Consider the following 14,477-nt stretch of genomic DNA (forward strand, 5'->3'; position numbering starts at 1 on the left):
CCGCCCCCCGGTTGGGTGAATGTCAGTTGGCGAGCGTAGCCTGCGCGGCGACGGGCGCGCGCAAGTTGGTATCGGGACCGGAGGCCGCATGGGCGGCCTTGGGGTCCACCGCGATCTGGCCGCGGCGGGTATTGACTTTGGCCCCGGTGATCGCGGCCTGATAGTTGGAGATGACGACGCGGTCGGTGGGGGCAAGGCCCGAACGGATCACGCGAAGGCCGTCCACCAGCGGGCCGAGTTCGACCGGCTTGGCCGCGACCACCCCGTCCTGTCCCACCGTCAGCACGACCTTGCGCGCCTGGTCGGACTGCACGGCGTCGTCGGGCACCAGCAGGGCCTTGACCGTGCCGCCTTCGGCCAGACGCATGTTGCCGAACATGCCCGGCGTCAGGAAGCCGTCGGCATTGTCGAGCACGGCGCGCACGCGGATCGTGCCCGAGCGCGGGTCCAGCCCATTGTCGGTGAAGTCCAGCTTGCCGTTCCAGCGGTACTGGGTCTCGTCCTGGAGCCGGACCTGCACGTCGGCGGCCTGCTTGTGCTCGGCCTTTTCGCGCTGGGTCTTGAGGAACAGCGCTTCGGAAGCGTCGAAAGTGAAGTAGATCGGGCTGACCGCATTGATGGTGGTCAGCAGCGTGGCGCCGGTGCCGTTCTCGCCCGAGACGAGGTTGCCCACGTCCACCCGGCGATCCGAAATGCGGCCCGAGATCGGCGCGCGCACGGTGGCGAACTCGACATCGAGCGCACGCTGGCGCACGCGGGCCTCGGCCCCTGCCAGCGCGGCGGTGGCGGCGCGGACCTTGGCGCGAAGCTGGTCGACTTCGCTGGCCGCCATGGCCTCGTCACCCCTGAGCCCGGCGACGCGGGCATAGTCCGATTTCGCAAGGACCAGCGCGCTCTGGGCGGAGGCCACTTCTGCCTGCGCCTCGGCCAGCGCGGCGCGGTAGGGGCGCGGGTCGACGGTGAACAACGGCTGCCCCTCGCGGACGAAATCACCGTCCTTGAAGAACAGCTGGGTGATCGCGCCCGAGACGCGCGGGCGCACTTCCACCGACTTGCTGGGGGCGAAGCGGCCGACATAGTCGTCCCACTCCGTCACGTCGCGGACCAGCGGATTGGCGGCCTGGACGACGGCGGGCGCCATCGGCGCCGCGTCGGCTTCGGCATGGTGGAAGGTCTTCCAGCCGATACCCGCCACCGCGATCAGCGCGATGGCGGCCACGGCGGCCTGACGCCCTCTTTTCGGACGAGTGCGGGGCAGTTCAGCCTCCGCCTCGACCTTGGCGAGGGTTTCTGGAGATACGGGGAAATTCACGCGGCAAGCCTCCGGAACGGGGCGCGGGCGCGCCCGATAAAGTCGATGACGGCACCGATCTTGGCCTCGCTGTGTCCGGCCACGCGGGCTTCCTTCATGACGGAAGCGGGCAGCGTGTAGCCGTGGTGCCAGGCCTGCACGGCCAGGCGGCGCAGCGCTTCGAGCTGCTCGTTGGCGAGCATCGGCGACGGCGGCTGCGGGCCGAAGATCAGGCGGGCGAACCAGCCGCGCTTGCGCTGCGGCTTCAGCGTGTCGAGGCCATCCTCGCGCGCCAGTTCGACGATCCTGCGCTCGAAGCGCGAAAGCGGCTCGTTGGCGGCGGCGGGGGCGTTGGCGGCGACAGGCGCCGTTTCGGTTACAGTACGGAACGCGGGCAGCGCCTGGAGCGCCGCATCGGTGAAATCGATGAAGGCCATGTTGTGTGCTCCCTGGAAAATTGCCCGGCGCACGCCCTCGGGACAGGAGGGGGAAGAAAGGGCGCGCGCCGGGGTGTTCCGGCGCAAGGGGCGTCGGAAAGTCTTGAGGCGCAGCAGGACATCGCCCGGAATCGCACTTCCGGAAACGCCGACTGCACAGGTTCGTATGCTCAGGAGACGCCTGCGGGGGGACAGGCGGCACCAAGGGAGGTCCGGTTGACCGGACCCTAGCGAACTCGGCTCCGTCACTCCCTCAAGCGGCGAGTCGGGCTACCTCGTTCTGTACCACTTGGTATATATTGCGGTGCGGTATCTCGTCAAGCGACTTTCTGTACCGCTTGGTAAGATTTGTTCGAAAGCCCGCTTTTCAAGGGGCTTAACGCCGGTTGAACGGGATTTTTCTGGTTTGGGCGAACAAGGACGGGAGTAGAGCGTCTCGTTAGGGACAGCCCTGCCCTCCAACTCAACGTCATCCTGAACTTGTTTAGCTGCGCTGGCCTTCGGCTCAGGATCCATTTAGCCGATCAGGCCGATGGTTGAGGTTGAGAGATGGATCCTGAAACGAGTTCAGGATGACGTCGTGGGAGGCTGAGGAGTTCCTTCAGCCCCTGCCCTCTCAGCGCCCCGGCCACATCGTCAGGTAGGTATCGACCACACCCTTCAGCTCCTGCGCGCAGGAGCCGCCCTGGGCCTTGACCGACATGCCCTGGAGCACCGTGGTCAGGCATTGCGCCAGGCAGCGGGCATCGACGGTTTCGGGCAGGTCGCCCTCGTCCTTGCCGCGCTCGAAGCGTTCGATGAGGGCGTCCTCGGTGGCGATCCGGCGCTCGGTCACGAAGTCGCGGATCGAGGGGTCTTCCATCGTGCAGGTGACGGTGGACATCACGCCGAGACAGCCATGCGGATCGCTGCCGCCGCAATGGGTGGAGATCGCGCCGGAAAGCAGCCGCTCGGCCACACCGCGCGCGGTGGGCGCTTCCAGCGCCTTGCCGACATAGGCCAGCTTGTCGCGCTCGTAGAGGTCGAGCGCCTTCTTGAAGAGTGCTTCCTTGTTGCCGAAGCAGGCGTAGAGGCTGGGCTTGGTGATGCCCATCGCCTCGGTCAGTTCCGCCATCGAGGCGCCTTCGTAGCCGCGCTGCCAGAACACCCGAAGCGCGGCCGTCAGGGCCTCTTCAGGGTCGAACTCGCGCGGGCGACCCCGAGTCGATGTGGGAGCGGAACATTTCATACCGATCGGTATATAGGTAGCGCGCGGCTTTCCGTAAAGTGCCACGCTCGCGCATGCGGCGAGCGTGGCAAGCAACGGAAGAAGCCCGCCTTTCTCAGCCCACGAAGGCGCGTTCGATCACGAAATCGCCCGGCTTGGCGTTCGAACCCTCGGTGAAGCCCCAGGATTCGAGGTCGTGCGAGAAGTCCTTGATCATGTCCATCGAGCCGCAGAGCATCACGCGGTCGGTCTCGGGATTGAAGCGCGCATCGCCCTTCAGACCTTCGAACAGACGGCCGTTTTCGACCAGCGAACCGATTCGGCCGGTCGTGTGGAACGGCTCGCGGGTGACGGTGGGCACGTAGTGAAGCTGCACCAGCGCCTGCTCGGCGACCAGCGGGTCTTCAGCCAGATGGCTTTCCAGCTCCTCACGATAGGCAAGGTCGCTGACGCGGCGGACGCAGTGGACGACGATAACCTCATCGTAGAGGTCATAGACGTCCGGGTCGCGGATCAGCGACATGAACGGCGCCAGGCCGGTGCCGGTCGAAAGCATGAACAGACGCTTGCCGGGCAGCAGCGCGTCGGTGACGAGCGTGCCGGTGGGCTTGCGGCCGAGATAGATCTGGTCGCCCGGCTGCACGAGCTGGAGACGCGAGGTCAGCGGGCCGTCCGGCACCTTGATCGAGAGGAACTCGATTTCCTCGGCCCACGAAGGGCTGGCGATCGAATAGGCGCGCAGCAGCGGGCGCTTCTCGCCCTGGAGGCCGAGCATGACGAATTCGCCCGAGCGGAAGCGGAACGAGGCCGGGCGCGACATCGTGAAGCTGAACAGGTGCTCGTTCCAGTGGCGGACGCTGAGAACTTCCTCGACCGAAAGGGCCGTCGTGGGTTCAAGAGTGGGCATCACGGCCTGACCGTCGCTCATCAATTCATTCCTCGGGTGGTAGAGTGGCAAAGCTCACGTATCGGGCCAGTTAGCCTCGAAACCCGTGAGTCGATATTTTCTGCGAGACCGGCGACGGTCCGCACGTCATCGACGCACCCGGCGCGCATAGCAGAAGCAGTCGCAGGCGCAAGAGCGGTCGCAAGTGCGGTCTCTGGCGCCCGGTGCCCGAAGGTGCCGGAATGGTCCATGAACTTGAAGGATCTGCCTGATAGACGCGATCGCCCCGGATGCAACGCAATTGCATTTGCACCGCCGAAAGCCAGACTTCGGCGCAGGGGCGGCGCAAAGGTCAGGGAACCGCAGGGCGCAGCAGCAAGGCCCCGAACGGGCGGCAGGAAGACCAAGGCAGTCACGCTACCGCGACTAACCTTATTGCTATCGTATCGCAATAGCATATCTCGCCTTGAATGGCGCCCTCACCCGCCGCGTAGCTGGCTTCGCAGGGCCTTGAGTTCCCGGTTCAGTTCGGCAATGCGCTCGATCGACACGCCGGTCGCCTCGACCAGTTCCCCCGGCACGCAGCGCGCTTCGGCGGCGGTTTCGCGGCCCTTGTCGGTCAGAGTGATCCGCACCACCCGCTCGTCCTCGACGGAACGGCGGCGCTCGACCAGCCCCGCCGCCTCCAGCCGCTTGAGCAGCGGTGTCAGCGTATTCGATTCGAGGAACAGCTTCTCGCCCAATTCGCTGACCGTCTGGTCGTCCTTCTGCGCCAGCCCAAGGATCGCGAGGTATTGCAGATAGGTCAGGCCGAGCCGATCGAGCAGCGGCTTGTAGATGCGATTGAAGGCAAGGCCGGTGGAATAGACCGAGAAGCACAGGAAATCCTCGAAGGGATCGAGATCGGCTTCCGGCCGCGAAGGAGGGGTCTGGGTCATGATCGCAATATAAATCGCACGCGATTGAATCGCAACGCTTGACATCCGGCAGCGACTCACGCATTTAGATCGCACACGATTTAATCACTAACGATCTAAATGGAGAACCACGATGTCGATCAATCCCCTCTACAAGACCAGCGCAACGGCAACCGGCGGCCGCGACGGCAAGGCCCGCACCGATGACGGCGCTTTCGAAGTGACCCTGGGTACCCCCAAGGAACTCGGCGGCAACGACCAGGGCAACAATCCGGAACAGCTCTTCGCCTCGGGCTATGCTGCCTGCTTCCTCGGCGCGATGAAGTTCGCCGCCAGCCAGGACAAGAACCTGCCCCGCGTACCCGCCGATACCACGGTCAATGCCACCGTCGGCATCGGTCCGCGCAGCGACAAGGGTTTTGGCCTGACCGTCGAACTGGTCGTCACCCTCCCCGGCGTCGAGCGTGAAGCCGCCGAGGCTCTGGTCGCCGAAGCCGACACCATCTGCCCCTACAGCCACGCCGTGCGCGGCAATATCTCGGTGACGCTCGCCGTCGCCTGAGTGGTTTCAGGTCCCTTCGTGTCATGCCGGGGAGTCCTCCCTCCCCGGCATGACATTTCAACAATCTGGAACAATTCGGATCAACTTATCCCAATTCCCGGAAAGCCTCGAAAAGAGGAAGAAGAGGTCAGTCCAGACAGCCAGCCACACCAGCACGAAAGTCCCCCGCCATGTCCCGCTTCTTCAATCCCATCCACGATCGCGCCAGCCGCCTTGCCGACGCCGCCCAGCCGGTCATCATCGCCATGGGAACCGCGGGCCTGACCGGCGGCGCCATGGCCGCCCTTGCCCTCTTCACCGACCGCGCCATGCAGTCCCGCGCCGCCGCGCAAAGCGCACGCTGACACGCCCTTGCCTTTCCCCCGAAGGACATGAGGGCAAAGACTTTCCCCGAGGCTGCGGACAGTCTATCTGTCCCCGCGAAACGCCACCATGCCTCCTTCCGCGCCGCCTTCCTCCTCCCGATCGGGCCTTGAAGCGACTTTTCTCGAGAATCGGGACAAGCTGCTGCACTTCCTGCGCGCCCGCGGCGCCGGGGATGCGGCGGAAGACCTGGTCCAGGAAGTCTGGCTGAAGATTTCCCGCGCCGCGCCCGGCCCCGTCGCCGCGCCGCTCTCCTACCTGTTCCGCACCGCCGACCTGCTGATGATCGACCGTTTCCGCTCCACGCGCCAGTCCGGCACCCGCGAGCGCGACTGGACCGAGGCGCATGTCGATGAAGCCGGTGCTTCCCCCGAACCCTCCGCCGAACGCCGCCTTTCCGCCGCGCAGGAAGCCGGGCGCGTGCTTTCGCTGCTCGAAAGCCTCGGCCCGCGCGTCTCGGCGATCTTCCGCCGCCACCGGATCGACGGAATGGCGCAGAAGCAGGTCGCCGCCGAACTCGGCGTCAGCCTCAGCACGGTGGAAAGCGATTTGCGCGTGGCCTATCGGGCGCTCGCCCAATGGAAGGAACGCAGCGATGAGGCTTGAGCGCCTTGTCTCCGTCTTCGCCGCAGAAGGAGCGCGCGATGAGTGATGACGACAAGATCAGGGCCGAAGCCCTCGACTGGACCCTGCGCGTCGGCGACCCGGCCTTCGAGGACTGGGAAGGCTTCACCCATTGGCTCGACGCGAACCCCGCCCATGCCCGCGCCTATGACACCGTGGCCGCCGCCGTGGCCGACGGGGCCGAGCTGATCGCCTCGGCAACGCCCGCCAATGACGATGTGGAACCGGCGGTCGTAGCTGCGCCCCGCCGCCGCGCATGGCTGGGCGGCGCCGTGGCCGCCTCGCTCCTGCTTGTAGGCGGCCTGTGGGTCTGGCAGGCGGGCAGCCGCGACCTCTACCGGATCGAGACCGCACCGGGGCAGGTCCGCAGCGTCGCGCTCGATGCACAGACGCGCGTGGACCTTGCGGGCGGTACCGCCATGGAGTTTGACCGCAAGGACCCACGCTTCGCCCGGCTCGAAAGCGGACAGGCGCTCTTCACCGTTCGCCATGACGAGGCCCGCCCCTTCCGCGTGACCGTGGGCGAGGATACGCTGGTCGATGTCGGCACCGTCTTCGACGTGCGCCACGACGGCGAGGACTTCAGCGTCGCGGTTTCGGAAGGCGCGGTGCAGTTCAATCCCAAGGCGCAGGACCTGCGGATCGCGCCCGGCGAAGTGCTCCGGCGGCACGGCAAGGCCGGTGACTACACGCTCGGCAAGATCGCTGCCGCCCAGGTTGGCGAATGGCGCGAGGGCCGCGTCACGTTCGAGGATACCGCGCTGGATTCCGTTGCCGCCGACCTCGCCCGCGCCACCGGCGTGGCCTATGTCGTCGCGCCGGGAAGTGCGGAGCGCAAGGTCTCCGGCTCGCTGCTGGTGGCGCCGCTGCGGGACGATCCGGCAGCGCTCGGGCCGCTGCTCGGCGTCAGGGTTCGCGCGGACGGAAAACGCTGGGTGATCGGCGCGCCCTGACGATGAGAGGTGCGGCCTGGCTTCTGGCGGCCGCCATGGCCATGCCTCTTCCCGTCCTCGCCCGCGAGGCGGAAGTGGCCACGCGCGCCGGCACCGCCAGCGAGGCGGTCGTCGATCTCGCCCGGCAGACCGGCACCAGCATCGTCATCGCCGACCCCGCGATCGCCCGCCGCGCGATTCCCGCCCTGCGCGGACGCATGGACGTGGCCGAAGCCCTGAGCCGCCTCGCCCGCGCGGCAGGCGCGCGCGCGGTGCCGGTCGGGCGCTCGGCCTGGCGCCTCGAAGCCGCGCGACCCTCGGCGCCGCTCGCCCGGCCGGTTCGCGAGGCATCCCGGCCCGCCGCCCCGCGCCCACCGATCGAGACTCACAGCGAACCCATCGTCGTCCAGGCCACCAAGCGCGACCTCCGGGTGGAGGACGTACCCGGCCAGCTCGCAATCCTCGACGGCAAGGCGCTGGAAACGGGCGGCGTCGGCGGCACCGAGAAGATCACCCGCCAGCTTGCGACCGTCTCCTCGACCCATCTCGGCAGCGGCCGCAACAAGCTGTTCATCCGCGGCATCGCCGATTCCAGCTTCACCGGCCCGACCCAGGCCACGGTAGGCCAGTACCTCGGCGACATGCGGCTGACCTACAATGCGCCGGACCCCGACCTGCGGCTGTCCGACCTTGCCCGAGTCGAAGTGCTGGAAGGCCCGCAGGGCACGCTCTACGGCGCCGGATCGCTGGGCGGGATCATCCGCCTCGTGCCCAATGCCCCGGTCATGGGCGAGACCGGCGGCACGGTGATCCTCGGCGGCTCGCTGACGCAGCACGGCGCCCCCGGCGCGGATGCCAGCGCCACCGTCAACCTGCCGGTCGCGGGCGAGAGCGTGGCCCTGCGCGCCACGTTCGACAGCGCCACCTTCGGCGGCTACATCGACAAGCCCGTGCTTGGCCGCAGCAACGTCAACCGTTCGAACATGCTCGGCGGCAAGCTCGCCCTGCGCGCCCGGATCGCGCCGGACTGGACGATCGACCTGATCGCCCTCGCCCAGAGCACCGAGGCGGATGACAGCCAATACGCGGACCGCAGCGGCAAGCCGCTGGAAAGCTCGGCGCGGGTGCCGGAAGGCTCGAAGGCGGACTATGCGCTCGGCCAGTTCGTGGTGTCCGGCAGGATCGGCGCGGTGAATGTGCGATCGACCACCGGCGTGGTCGCGCAGGACCTTCACGAGCACTACGACGCCAGCCAGACGGACGACGACCCGCGCCTGTTTTCGCAGACCAACGACACCCGCATGATCGTGCACGAGACGCGGTTCTGGCAGAGCGAGCGCCACGGCTTCGGCTGGCTGCTCGGCGCCAGCTACACCCACAACCGCACGACGCTGAACCGCGATTTCTCCAGCCCCCTGTTCGACATGCGCAAGGCCGCGACCGGCGTGCGCAACACGATCGACGAGTTCACACTCTACGGCGAGGCCAGCCTGCACCTCATGGGACCGCTCACCGCGACCGGCGGCGGGCGCTTCACCCGCTCGCGCCTCGGCGGCGACGGCGAGGATATCGCCCCTGCCGCCGCCGCATTCCTCTCCACTTCGGGCGTGACGGCGCGGCGCACGATGAGCCGGTTCCTGCCCTCCTTCGCGCTGAACGCCCGGTTCTCGCCCGAAGACTCGCTCTACTTGCGCTACCAGCAGGGCTTCCGCCCCGGCGGCTTCGCGATCGAAAGCAACGTGGTGCGCCGCTTCCAGAGCGACCGCACCGGCACGTTCGAGATGGGCGCCCGCCATGGCCGCGCCGGGGCGACGCCTTTCGATCTCGCGCTGAGCCTGTCCTACACCCGCTGGCAGGATATCCAGGCCGACTTCATCGATGGTTCCGGCCTGCCGAGCACCGCCAATATCGGCGATGGCCGCGTCTGGTCGGCCAGCCTGTCCGGCGGCGTGCTGCTGGCGCCGGGCCTGCGCGTGGAACTCGGCGCGACCTGGAACGAGAGCAAGGTGGACGAACCCTCGGCGGCGCTGGTGCAATATGTACTGGCCCCGGTCGGTCTTGCCGCGGCGACGCTCTCGCGGGCGGACGTGCTGCGTTATGTCGCCACGCGCGGTATGCAGGTGCCGAACATCGCCCGTTTCGCCGGGCACTCAGCGCTCGCCTGGACCCATGAGGTCAGCGCGGACTGGACGCTGAACGCCAATGCCTGGGCCAACTACATCGGCCGCTCGCGCCTCGGCATCGGGCCGGAACTGGGGGCGCCGCAGGGCAACTATTTCGACAGCGGCTTCGACATGCGGATCGGCACCGCCAGCTACGGCGTCACCCTCAGCGTAACCAATCTTGCCGACGTGCAGGGCAATCGCTTCTCGCTCGGCACGCCGTTCAGCACCGGGCGCGAGCAGGTGACTCCACTGCGCCCACGCACCCTTCGCGTGGGACTGGACGCGCGATTCTAGAACCCGTCCTTGCCGCGCTTAAGCCTAAGTAGTGCGCACCGGCTTGCAAAAATTTAATCCCCGACCCACGAGGATTAGCCGTTCTCGCCCGAGTAGCCCCGCGAATAACACTTAATAACCAAGGCATTCCGGCGTATTTTAGGCCACCTTCTGCGGGTGGTTCGACGGGCGTCGCTCCGCGCAACGACAGACGCGGCGCCCGCGGCCTCGGTTCAGGGGTACGATACAAGGGAGGGCACCCGGAATGTCTCACAGTCTTACGCGGCGATTGACGTCGCGCCTGTCGGCGGCTGCGCTGACGGCTGTACTGGTTTCGACTTCGATGCTTGGCGGATGTTCCTCGCCCACCGCATCGATGCCCACGCTCGCATCCGCTCCGGCAGGCAACTACCGGGTGGGTGCGGGCGACAAGCTCCACATCGTGGTGCAGGACCTGCAGAGCGCCAACGGCGACTATATCGTCGAGGACAGCGGGGCGATCTCGCTGCCCTATATCAAGCAGGTCGATGTGGCCGGGATGACCTATCGCGAGATCGAGCAGGGCATCGCCGCATCGCTGCTGCGACAGGGGATCATGACCGGCGACCCGGTGGTCAATGTCGGCCCGGTGGAACTGCGGCCGTTCTATGTCGTCGGCGAAGTCAACAAGCCCGGCCAGTTCGAATATCGCCAGGGCATGACGGTGCTGGCGGCGATTTCGGCCGCGGGCGGCTATACCTACCGCGCCAAGACCGGCAAAGTCGCGGTGACCCGGATCGTGGGCGGCAAGGACGTGACCGCCAGCGCCGACGAGTTCGCCACGGTCCTGCCGGGTGACCGGATCCGCGTCTATGAGCGGTGGTTCTAAGGCCGTGCGGGGGGCAATCGCACTGGCCGCGCCAGTCCCGTTCCTGCTTGCCGTCCCGCAGCAGGCCCTGGCCCAGGCGCGCGACATCGGCTCGACCGCCTCGGCCGTCTATCCGGACGCCAAGGAGTACAAGGAACTGCCGATGCGCCTTGGCTCGCTCAACGTCAGTCTCGGCGGCGAAGCGCGCGTGGAATACGACACCAACGTCTATGCCACGCCGAGCAATGCGCGAGACGACGTGCACCTTGAACTGACACCGGAAGTGCAGATCGCCACGGCGCCCGGCCCGCTGAGCGCCACGGCGCACGGTTCAGCGACGATCCGGCGCTTCGCCGATCTCAAGACCGAGAATACCGAGGCCTGGGTGGTCGACGGCTCGCTGCGCTGGGCTCCGGTAACGACGACTTCCGTCACCGGCCGCGCCTTCTACCAGCGCGCGGTCGAGGAACGCGGCAGCCCGGAATCGCGCCAGGACCCGTCCTCCGGCCCGCGTGAAATCGACAGCCTGGGCGTGGACTTGCGGTTCCGCCACATGACCCGCCGCCTGTTGTTCGACCTTCAGGGCAACGCCACCAAGTACAATGCCCTTGCCGCCGCCGATGCCAACCGCGACTTCACCGGCCTGAACGGCGTGGCCACGGTCGGCTGGCGCGTCACCGGGATCACGTTCGTGACCGCCAGCGCCTTCGTGGCCAAACGCGACTTCCGCCTCGAACGGACGCTGGGCGGCAGCAAGCGCAACACCACGACCTGGGGCGGCCGCCTCGGCGTGGAATTCGAACCGGGCGGCGTGCTGGAAGGCAATCTTTCGGCCGGTATGTTCCGTTTCGTGCCGGAGGACAGCCTGACCCGCAGCCGCACCGGCCTTTCGGTCTCGGGCAGCCTGACCTATCGCCCGCGCCAGCGCACGGCGATCATGCTGGATGCCTTCAACGGCGACGTCGCAACCTTCCGCAGCGGCGCCCAGTCGCGTACCGACACCACGGTCAAGCTCTCGATCCAGCAGGAAATCCGCCACAACCTCTACGCCACCGTCGGCGGCGGCTATCGCCGCAGCCGCTACAACGGCTCGGGCGTCAAGGAACAGACACCGACGCTCAACGGCGAGGTCGAATACATCTTCTCGCGCAACATGTCGGTCGCGGCCTACGTCAACTACGGCAAGCGCACCAGCGACGATCCGACGCTCGAATTCGATCGCGCCAAGATCGGCGCCTCGTTCCGCATGCGGTTCTGACCGGCTCTCGAAGTCCCCTGTGAAAGCCCTTCCGCCTGATGCGGGAGGGCTTTTCCTGTGCGAGGACGACTACCTCCTTATCAGTTCCTCGTAGACGGCGGTGACCTGGCGGATGTGGTTCTCACGCGAGAAGCGGCGCCGGGCCTCGCCCCGCGCGCGGGTGCGGATCACGTCGAGCCGTTCGGGATCGGCGAGCAGGTCGGCGGCGGCGCGGGCCATGGCGGCAGGGTCGTCGAGCGGGCAGAGTACGCCGCAGCCGCCCTCCAGCGCTTCGGGATTGCCGCCGGAATCGGTGGCGACGACCGGGGTACCGACCAGCATCGCCTCCACCAGCGTGCGCCCGAGCGGCTCTCGCGCGGCGGGGACAAGCAACAGGTCGCAGCCCGCCAGCCATTCGTGGCCCGGCGCGCGGTAACCCATCATGACGGCACGCGCGTTGCCCGAGACCCGTGCGATGCGCTCGAGGAGAGCATCCCCCACTTCGGTATTGCGCGGATCGCCGAACATCAGCCCGACCACCGGCCTGTCCAGCAAGGCGCCCAGCCGCTCGACCGCCTCGACGAATTCGAGCGGGCGCTTGCGCTGCACGAAATTGCCGAACCAGCCGCAGAGCACCGCATCGGGCGCGCAGCCGAGTTCCTCGATCAGGGTGCGGCGCATTGTCGCCCAGTCGGCGGTGACGCTGGTGTCGAAGGGGCTGTAGACCACTTGCGCCGCTTTCGCCGCACTGCTGCCGCCCTGCGGCAGGGAGAAGCGCGAGACGGTGAATATTCGGTTCGCCAGGAGCGGCGCGGCGTAGCGCAGGCCCCGCGCATCGGGATCGCCGCGATGGTGCCAGACCAGCTTTGCGCCTGCCAGCCGCGCCGCCAGCGCCCAGCCCGCATGGCTGCGCCCGTCGTTGCTGTGCACCACGTCGATCGCGTTTTCGCGCAGGAAGCGCACGCGGCGCGGCACGCCTGCCAGCGCGCGCAGCGCCTTGCCAAGGCCGAACCGGGCGCCCGGCACGAAAGACCGTGCGGGCGGCGCCGGGTCGGGCACTTGCGCAAATTCCGAGAAGAACCCGGCGATCGTGCCTTCCGGCACTTCGGGCACGACCAGCAGGCGATAACGCCCCGGATCGAGGCCTTCCATCAGCCCCCGCGCGGAAACGTGGCTGCCGCCCAGTTCATCCCCCGCGAAGGGAAAGCAGATGCGCAAGGCTCGGCTTCGCGCCTCTACCCTCGCCGGTGCCGAAATGTCCCGCTCAAACGGGGCTGCAAGGCCGCTCAAAGGCCGAACCCTTTCTCGCGATAGCTGAGGAATTCCTCGAAGTTCTCGATGCCGTTGCCGTTGGCATCGCCCCAGGCGTCGTTGCGGGTGGGGTCGAGGCCGTTGGCGCGTTCCCAGGCATCGTCCATGCCGTCCTTGTCGTTATCGACGTAGGGCGTGCCGGAAGTCGGCGCCGGGATCGCCGGGGCGGGCGAGCCGATGCGGCCGGTGCGGGCCTTGACGTCCGCCACTGCCGCCTTGTCGATCGCATCGCGTGGGAACGCCCCGGCGCGGGCGAGCACCGAGGTATAGGCCGCCGAAGCGCTCATGGGCTGAACCGTCAGCGGGCACGGCGCCTGCTGAATCTGGGCAGGCACCACTTCGGGACTGACATGCTTGAAATTGCCGTCGAAATCATTGTCCCAGAGATAGATCGAGGCGGTTCCCGTCGATCCTTGCGTCTCGCGCGCCACGCCCCGGCTCATCGCCGTCGTGTTGGTCCCGGCAATGAAGCTGTTGCCGACGATCGAGACCGGACTGCCGCCGTAGCTTTCCCAGACCTCGGCGAATTCCGAGGCGGCGTTGTAAAGCACGTTGTTGATGACTTCGACGCAGGAACCCTTGGGGAAGTTGATGTCCGGGTTGCGGTCTCCATTGTGGGCGCAGAGATTGCCGATGAAACTCAGCTTCTGCTTGTCCACCGGATCGCTGGCCAGCAACGCGCACTTGTCGTGCTTGGGAATGCCCCAGGCGAAGATCGAGTTGCTGATGGTGATCTCGTCGTTGTCGTCGTAGCCGTTGATCAGCTCGTCGCGCGCCCAGGAGGCGCTGACATGGTCGATCACCACGCGGCTGCTCTTCTCGATGGTGATGCTGTCTTCCGCCTCGCGGTTGCCGCCGACGCGGTCGTTGCGCACGCGGATGCCGCGCACGACGACATCGTGAGTATCCTTGATGACCAGCGGCGTCAGGCCGTTCTTGCCGCCGCCATGGGCGAGCGTGATGCCGCTGCCCGGCGCGGTCTGCCCGGCGATCGTCAGGTAGGGCGACATGATCCACGGCGGGCGCTGGGTGAAGCGGATCACCCCGCTGACCCGGAACACGCAGACGCGCGGACCGGTCGCGGTGACGCAGGCGCGGTAGGAACCGGCGCCGGAATCGGCCAGGGTGGTGACGTAGATGATCCGCCCGCCGCGCCCACCCACGCTCGTCGCGCCGTAACCGACGGCGGCAGGGAAGGACTTCTTGCCGGCAGGAACTTTCACGACCGGCGCCGCCGCCATGACTTCCTCGCTCGTCGTGCCAGCAATGCCGAGCGCAATGGCCGCGATGGTCACGCCCGCTGCGGTCAGGACCAGGATCGTGCGCAAAGGGGGCTTCTTCCCGAGTCTCACCGCCGTCATGCCGTTTCTCCTGCCACTAGGGGACGAAACCGTCCGGCGCGGTTCCCGAAGGCCCTGGAGATCG

14 protein-coding genes are annotated in these 14,477 nt (G+C 67.3%); 7 read left to right on the top strand and 7 right to left on the bottom strand.

Features of this window, described 5'->3' with window-relative positions:
- Window positions 1-22: 22 nt before the first annotated feature.
- The 5 genes from ACZ1II_RS19920 to ACZ1II_RS19940 all read right to left on the bottom strand — a co-directional run bounded on the left by ACZ1II_RS19920 (window position 23) and on the right by ACZ1II_RS19940 (window position 4,759).
- Window positions 23-1,312, bottom strand: a complete 1,290-nt coding sequence (locus ACZ1II_RS19920; RefSeq protein ID WP_465145313.1) for an efflux RND transporter periplasmic adaptor subunit — start codon at window positions 1,310-1,312, stop codon at window positions 23-25.
- Window positions 1,309-1,728 carry a hypothetical protein gene (locus ACZ1II_RS19925; protein ID WP_465145314.1) on the bottom strand — a complete coding sequence of 140 codons (420 nt, stop codon included), beginning with the start codon at window positions 1,726-1,728 and terminating at the stop codon, window positions 1,309-1,311. Before ACZ1II_RS19925 ends, ACZ1II_RS19920 begins: the two co-directional genes overlap by 4 nt.
- A 616-nt stretch (window positions 1,729-2,344) precedes the next feature.
- Window positions 2,345-2,956, bottom strand: coding sequence for a TetR/AcrR family transcriptional regulator (locus ACZ1II_RS19930; RefSeq protein ID WP_465145315.1), 612 nt, complete (start codon window positions 2,954-2,956; stop codon window positions 2,345-2,347).
- Window positions 2,957-3,050: 94 nt separating this feature from the next.
- Window positions 3,051-3,863, bottom strand: coding sequence for a ferredoxin--NADP reductase (locus tag ACZ1II_RS19935; protein ID WP_465145316.1), 813 nt, complete (start codon window positions 3,861-3,863; stop codon window positions 3,051-3,053).
- 437 nt (window positions 3,864-4,300) lie between these two features.
- The gene (locus ACZ1II_RS19940) at window positions 4,301-4,759 is read right to left on the bottom strand and encodes a MarR family winged helix-turn-helix transcriptional regulator (protein WP_465145317.1); all 459 of its coding nucleotides are present in this window, start codon (window positions 4,757-4,759) and stop codon (window positions 4,301-4,303) included.
- 112 nt (window positions 4,760-4,871) lie between these two features.
- On the opposite strand from ACZ1II_RS19940, the gene ACZ1II_RS19945 reads away from it, so the two are divergent.
- The 7 genes from ACZ1II_RS19945 (at window position 4,872) to ACZ1II_RS19975 (ending at window position 11,762) form a co-directional block, all read left to right on the top strand.
- Window positions 4,872-5,300, top strand: coding sequence for an organic hydroperoxide resistance protein (locus ACZ1II_RS19945; RefSeq protein WP_147218728.1), 429 nt, complete (start codon window positions 4,872-4,874; stop codon window positions 5,298-5,300).
- A gap of 170 nt (window positions 5,301-5,470) precedes the next feature.
- Window positions 5,471-5,644, top strand: a complete 174-nt coding sequence (locus ACZ1II_RS19950) for a hypothetical protein (protein WP_186829984.1) — start codon at window positions 5,471-5,473, stop codon at window positions 5,642-5,644.
- 88 nt (window positions 5,645-5,732) lie between these two features.
- Entirely contained in the window at window positions 5,733-6,269 is a 537-nt protein-coding gene (locus ACZ1II_RS19955) for an RNA polymerase sigma factor (protein ID WP_465145318.1), read from the top strand.
- Between the two features lie 38 nt (window positions 6,270-6,307).
- Window positions 6,308-7,240, top strand: a complete 933-nt coding sequence (locus ACZ1II_RS19960; protein WP_465145319.1) for a FecR family protein — start codon at window positions 6,308-6,310, stop codon at window positions 7,238-7,240.
- Between the two features lie 35 nt (window positions 7,241-7,275).
- Window positions 7,276-9,678, top strand: a complete 2,403-nt coding sequence (locus ACZ1II_RS19965) for a TonB-dependent receptor (RefSeq protein WP_465145320.1) — start codon at window positions 7,276-7,278, stop codon at window positions 9,676-9,678.
- 244 nt (window positions 9,679-9,922) lie between these two features.
- On the top strand, window positions 9,923-10,525 hold the full coding sequence (locus ACZ1II_RS19970) for a polysaccharide biosynthesis/export family protein (protein ID WP_465145321.1): 603 nt from the start codon (window positions 9,923-9,925) through the stop codon (window positions 10,523-10,525).
- Window positions 10,509-11,762, top strand: coding sequence for an outer membrane beta-barrel protein (locus ACZ1II_RS19975; protein ID WP_465145322.1), 1,254 nt, complete (start codon window positions 10,509-10,511; stop codon window positions 11,760-11,762). The genes ACZ1II_RS19970 and ACZ1II_RS19975 overlap by 17 nt, the downstream gene beginning before the upstream one ends.
- 69 nt (window positions 11,763-11,831) lie before the next feature.
- Here the strand turns inward: ACZ1II_RS19975 and ACZ1II_RS19980 are convergent, their stop codons facing one another.
- Both ACZ1II_RS19980 and ACZ1II_RS19985 read right to left on the bottom strand, forming a co-directional pair.
- On the bottom strand, window positions 11,832-13,031 hold the full coding sequence (locus ACZ1II_RS19980) for a glycosyltransferase family 4 protein (RefSeq protein ID WP_465145323.1): 1,200 nt from the start codon (window positions 13,029-13,031) through the stop codon (window positions 11,832-11,834).
- Window positions 13,028-14,413 (bottom strand): pectate lyase family protein, encoded by a 1,386-nt coding sequence (locus ACZ1II_RS19985; protein WP_465145324.1) that lies wholly within the window; start codon window positions 14,411-14,413, stop codon window positions 13,028-13,030. The genes ACZ1II_RS19980 and ACZ1II_RS19985 overlap by 4 nt, the downstream gene beginning before the upstream one ends.
- Window positions 14,414-14,477 lie beyond the last annotated feature (64 nt).

This window comes from Novosphingobium sp. BL-S-20, from assembly GCF_055521635.1.

Coding starts and splice junctions, on each gene's coding strand:
- ACZ1II_RS19925 (WP_465145314.1), bottom strand. CDS start 1,728: ATGGCCTTCATCGATTTCACCGATGCGGCGCTCCAGGCGCTGCCCGCG.
- ACZ1II_RS19930 (WP_465145315.1), bottom strand. CDS start 2,956: ATGAAATGTTCCGCTCCCACATCGACTCGGGGTCGCCCGCGCGAGTTC.
- ACZ1II_RS19935 (WP_465145316.1), bottom strand. CDS start 3,863: ATGAGCGACGGTCAGGCCGTGATGCCCACTCTTGAACCCACGACGGCC.
- ACZ1II_RS19940 (WP_465145317.1), bottom strand. CDS start 4,759: ATGACCCAGACCCCTCCTTCGCGGCCGGAAGCCGATCTCGATCCCTTC.
- ACZ1II_RS19945 (WP_147218728.1), top strand. CDS start 4,872: ATGTCGATCAATCCCCTCTACAAGACCAGCGCAACGGCAACCGGCGGC.
- ACZ1II_RS19950 (WP_186829984.1), top strand. CDS start 5,471: ATGTCCCGCTTCTTCAATCCCATCCACGATCGCGCCAGCCGCCTTGCC.
- ACZ1II_RS19955 (WP_465145318.1), top strand. CDS start 5,733: ATGCCTCCTTCCGCGCCGCCTTCCTCCTCCCGATCGGGCCTTGAAGCG.
- ACZ1II_RS19960 (WP_465145319.1), top strand. CDS start 6,308: ATGAGTGATGACGACAAGATCAGGGCCGAAGCCCTCGACTGGACCCTG.
- ACZ1II_RS19965 (WP_465145320.1), top strand. CDS start 7,276: ATGGCCATGCCTCTTCCCGTCCTCGCCCGCGAGGCGGAAGTGGCCACG.
- ACZ1II_RS19970 (WP_465145321.1), top strand. CDS start 9,923: ATGTCTCACAGTCTTACGCGGCGATTGACGTCGCGCCTGTCGGCGGCT.
- ACZ1II_RS19975 (WP_465145322.1), top strand. CDS start 10,509: ATGAGCGGTGGTTCTAAGGCCGTGCGGGGGGCAATCGCACTGGCCGCG.
- ACZ1II_RS19985 (WP_465145324.1), bottom strand. CDS start 14,413: ATGACGGCGGTGAGACTCGGGAAGAAGCCCCCTTTGCGCACGATCCTG.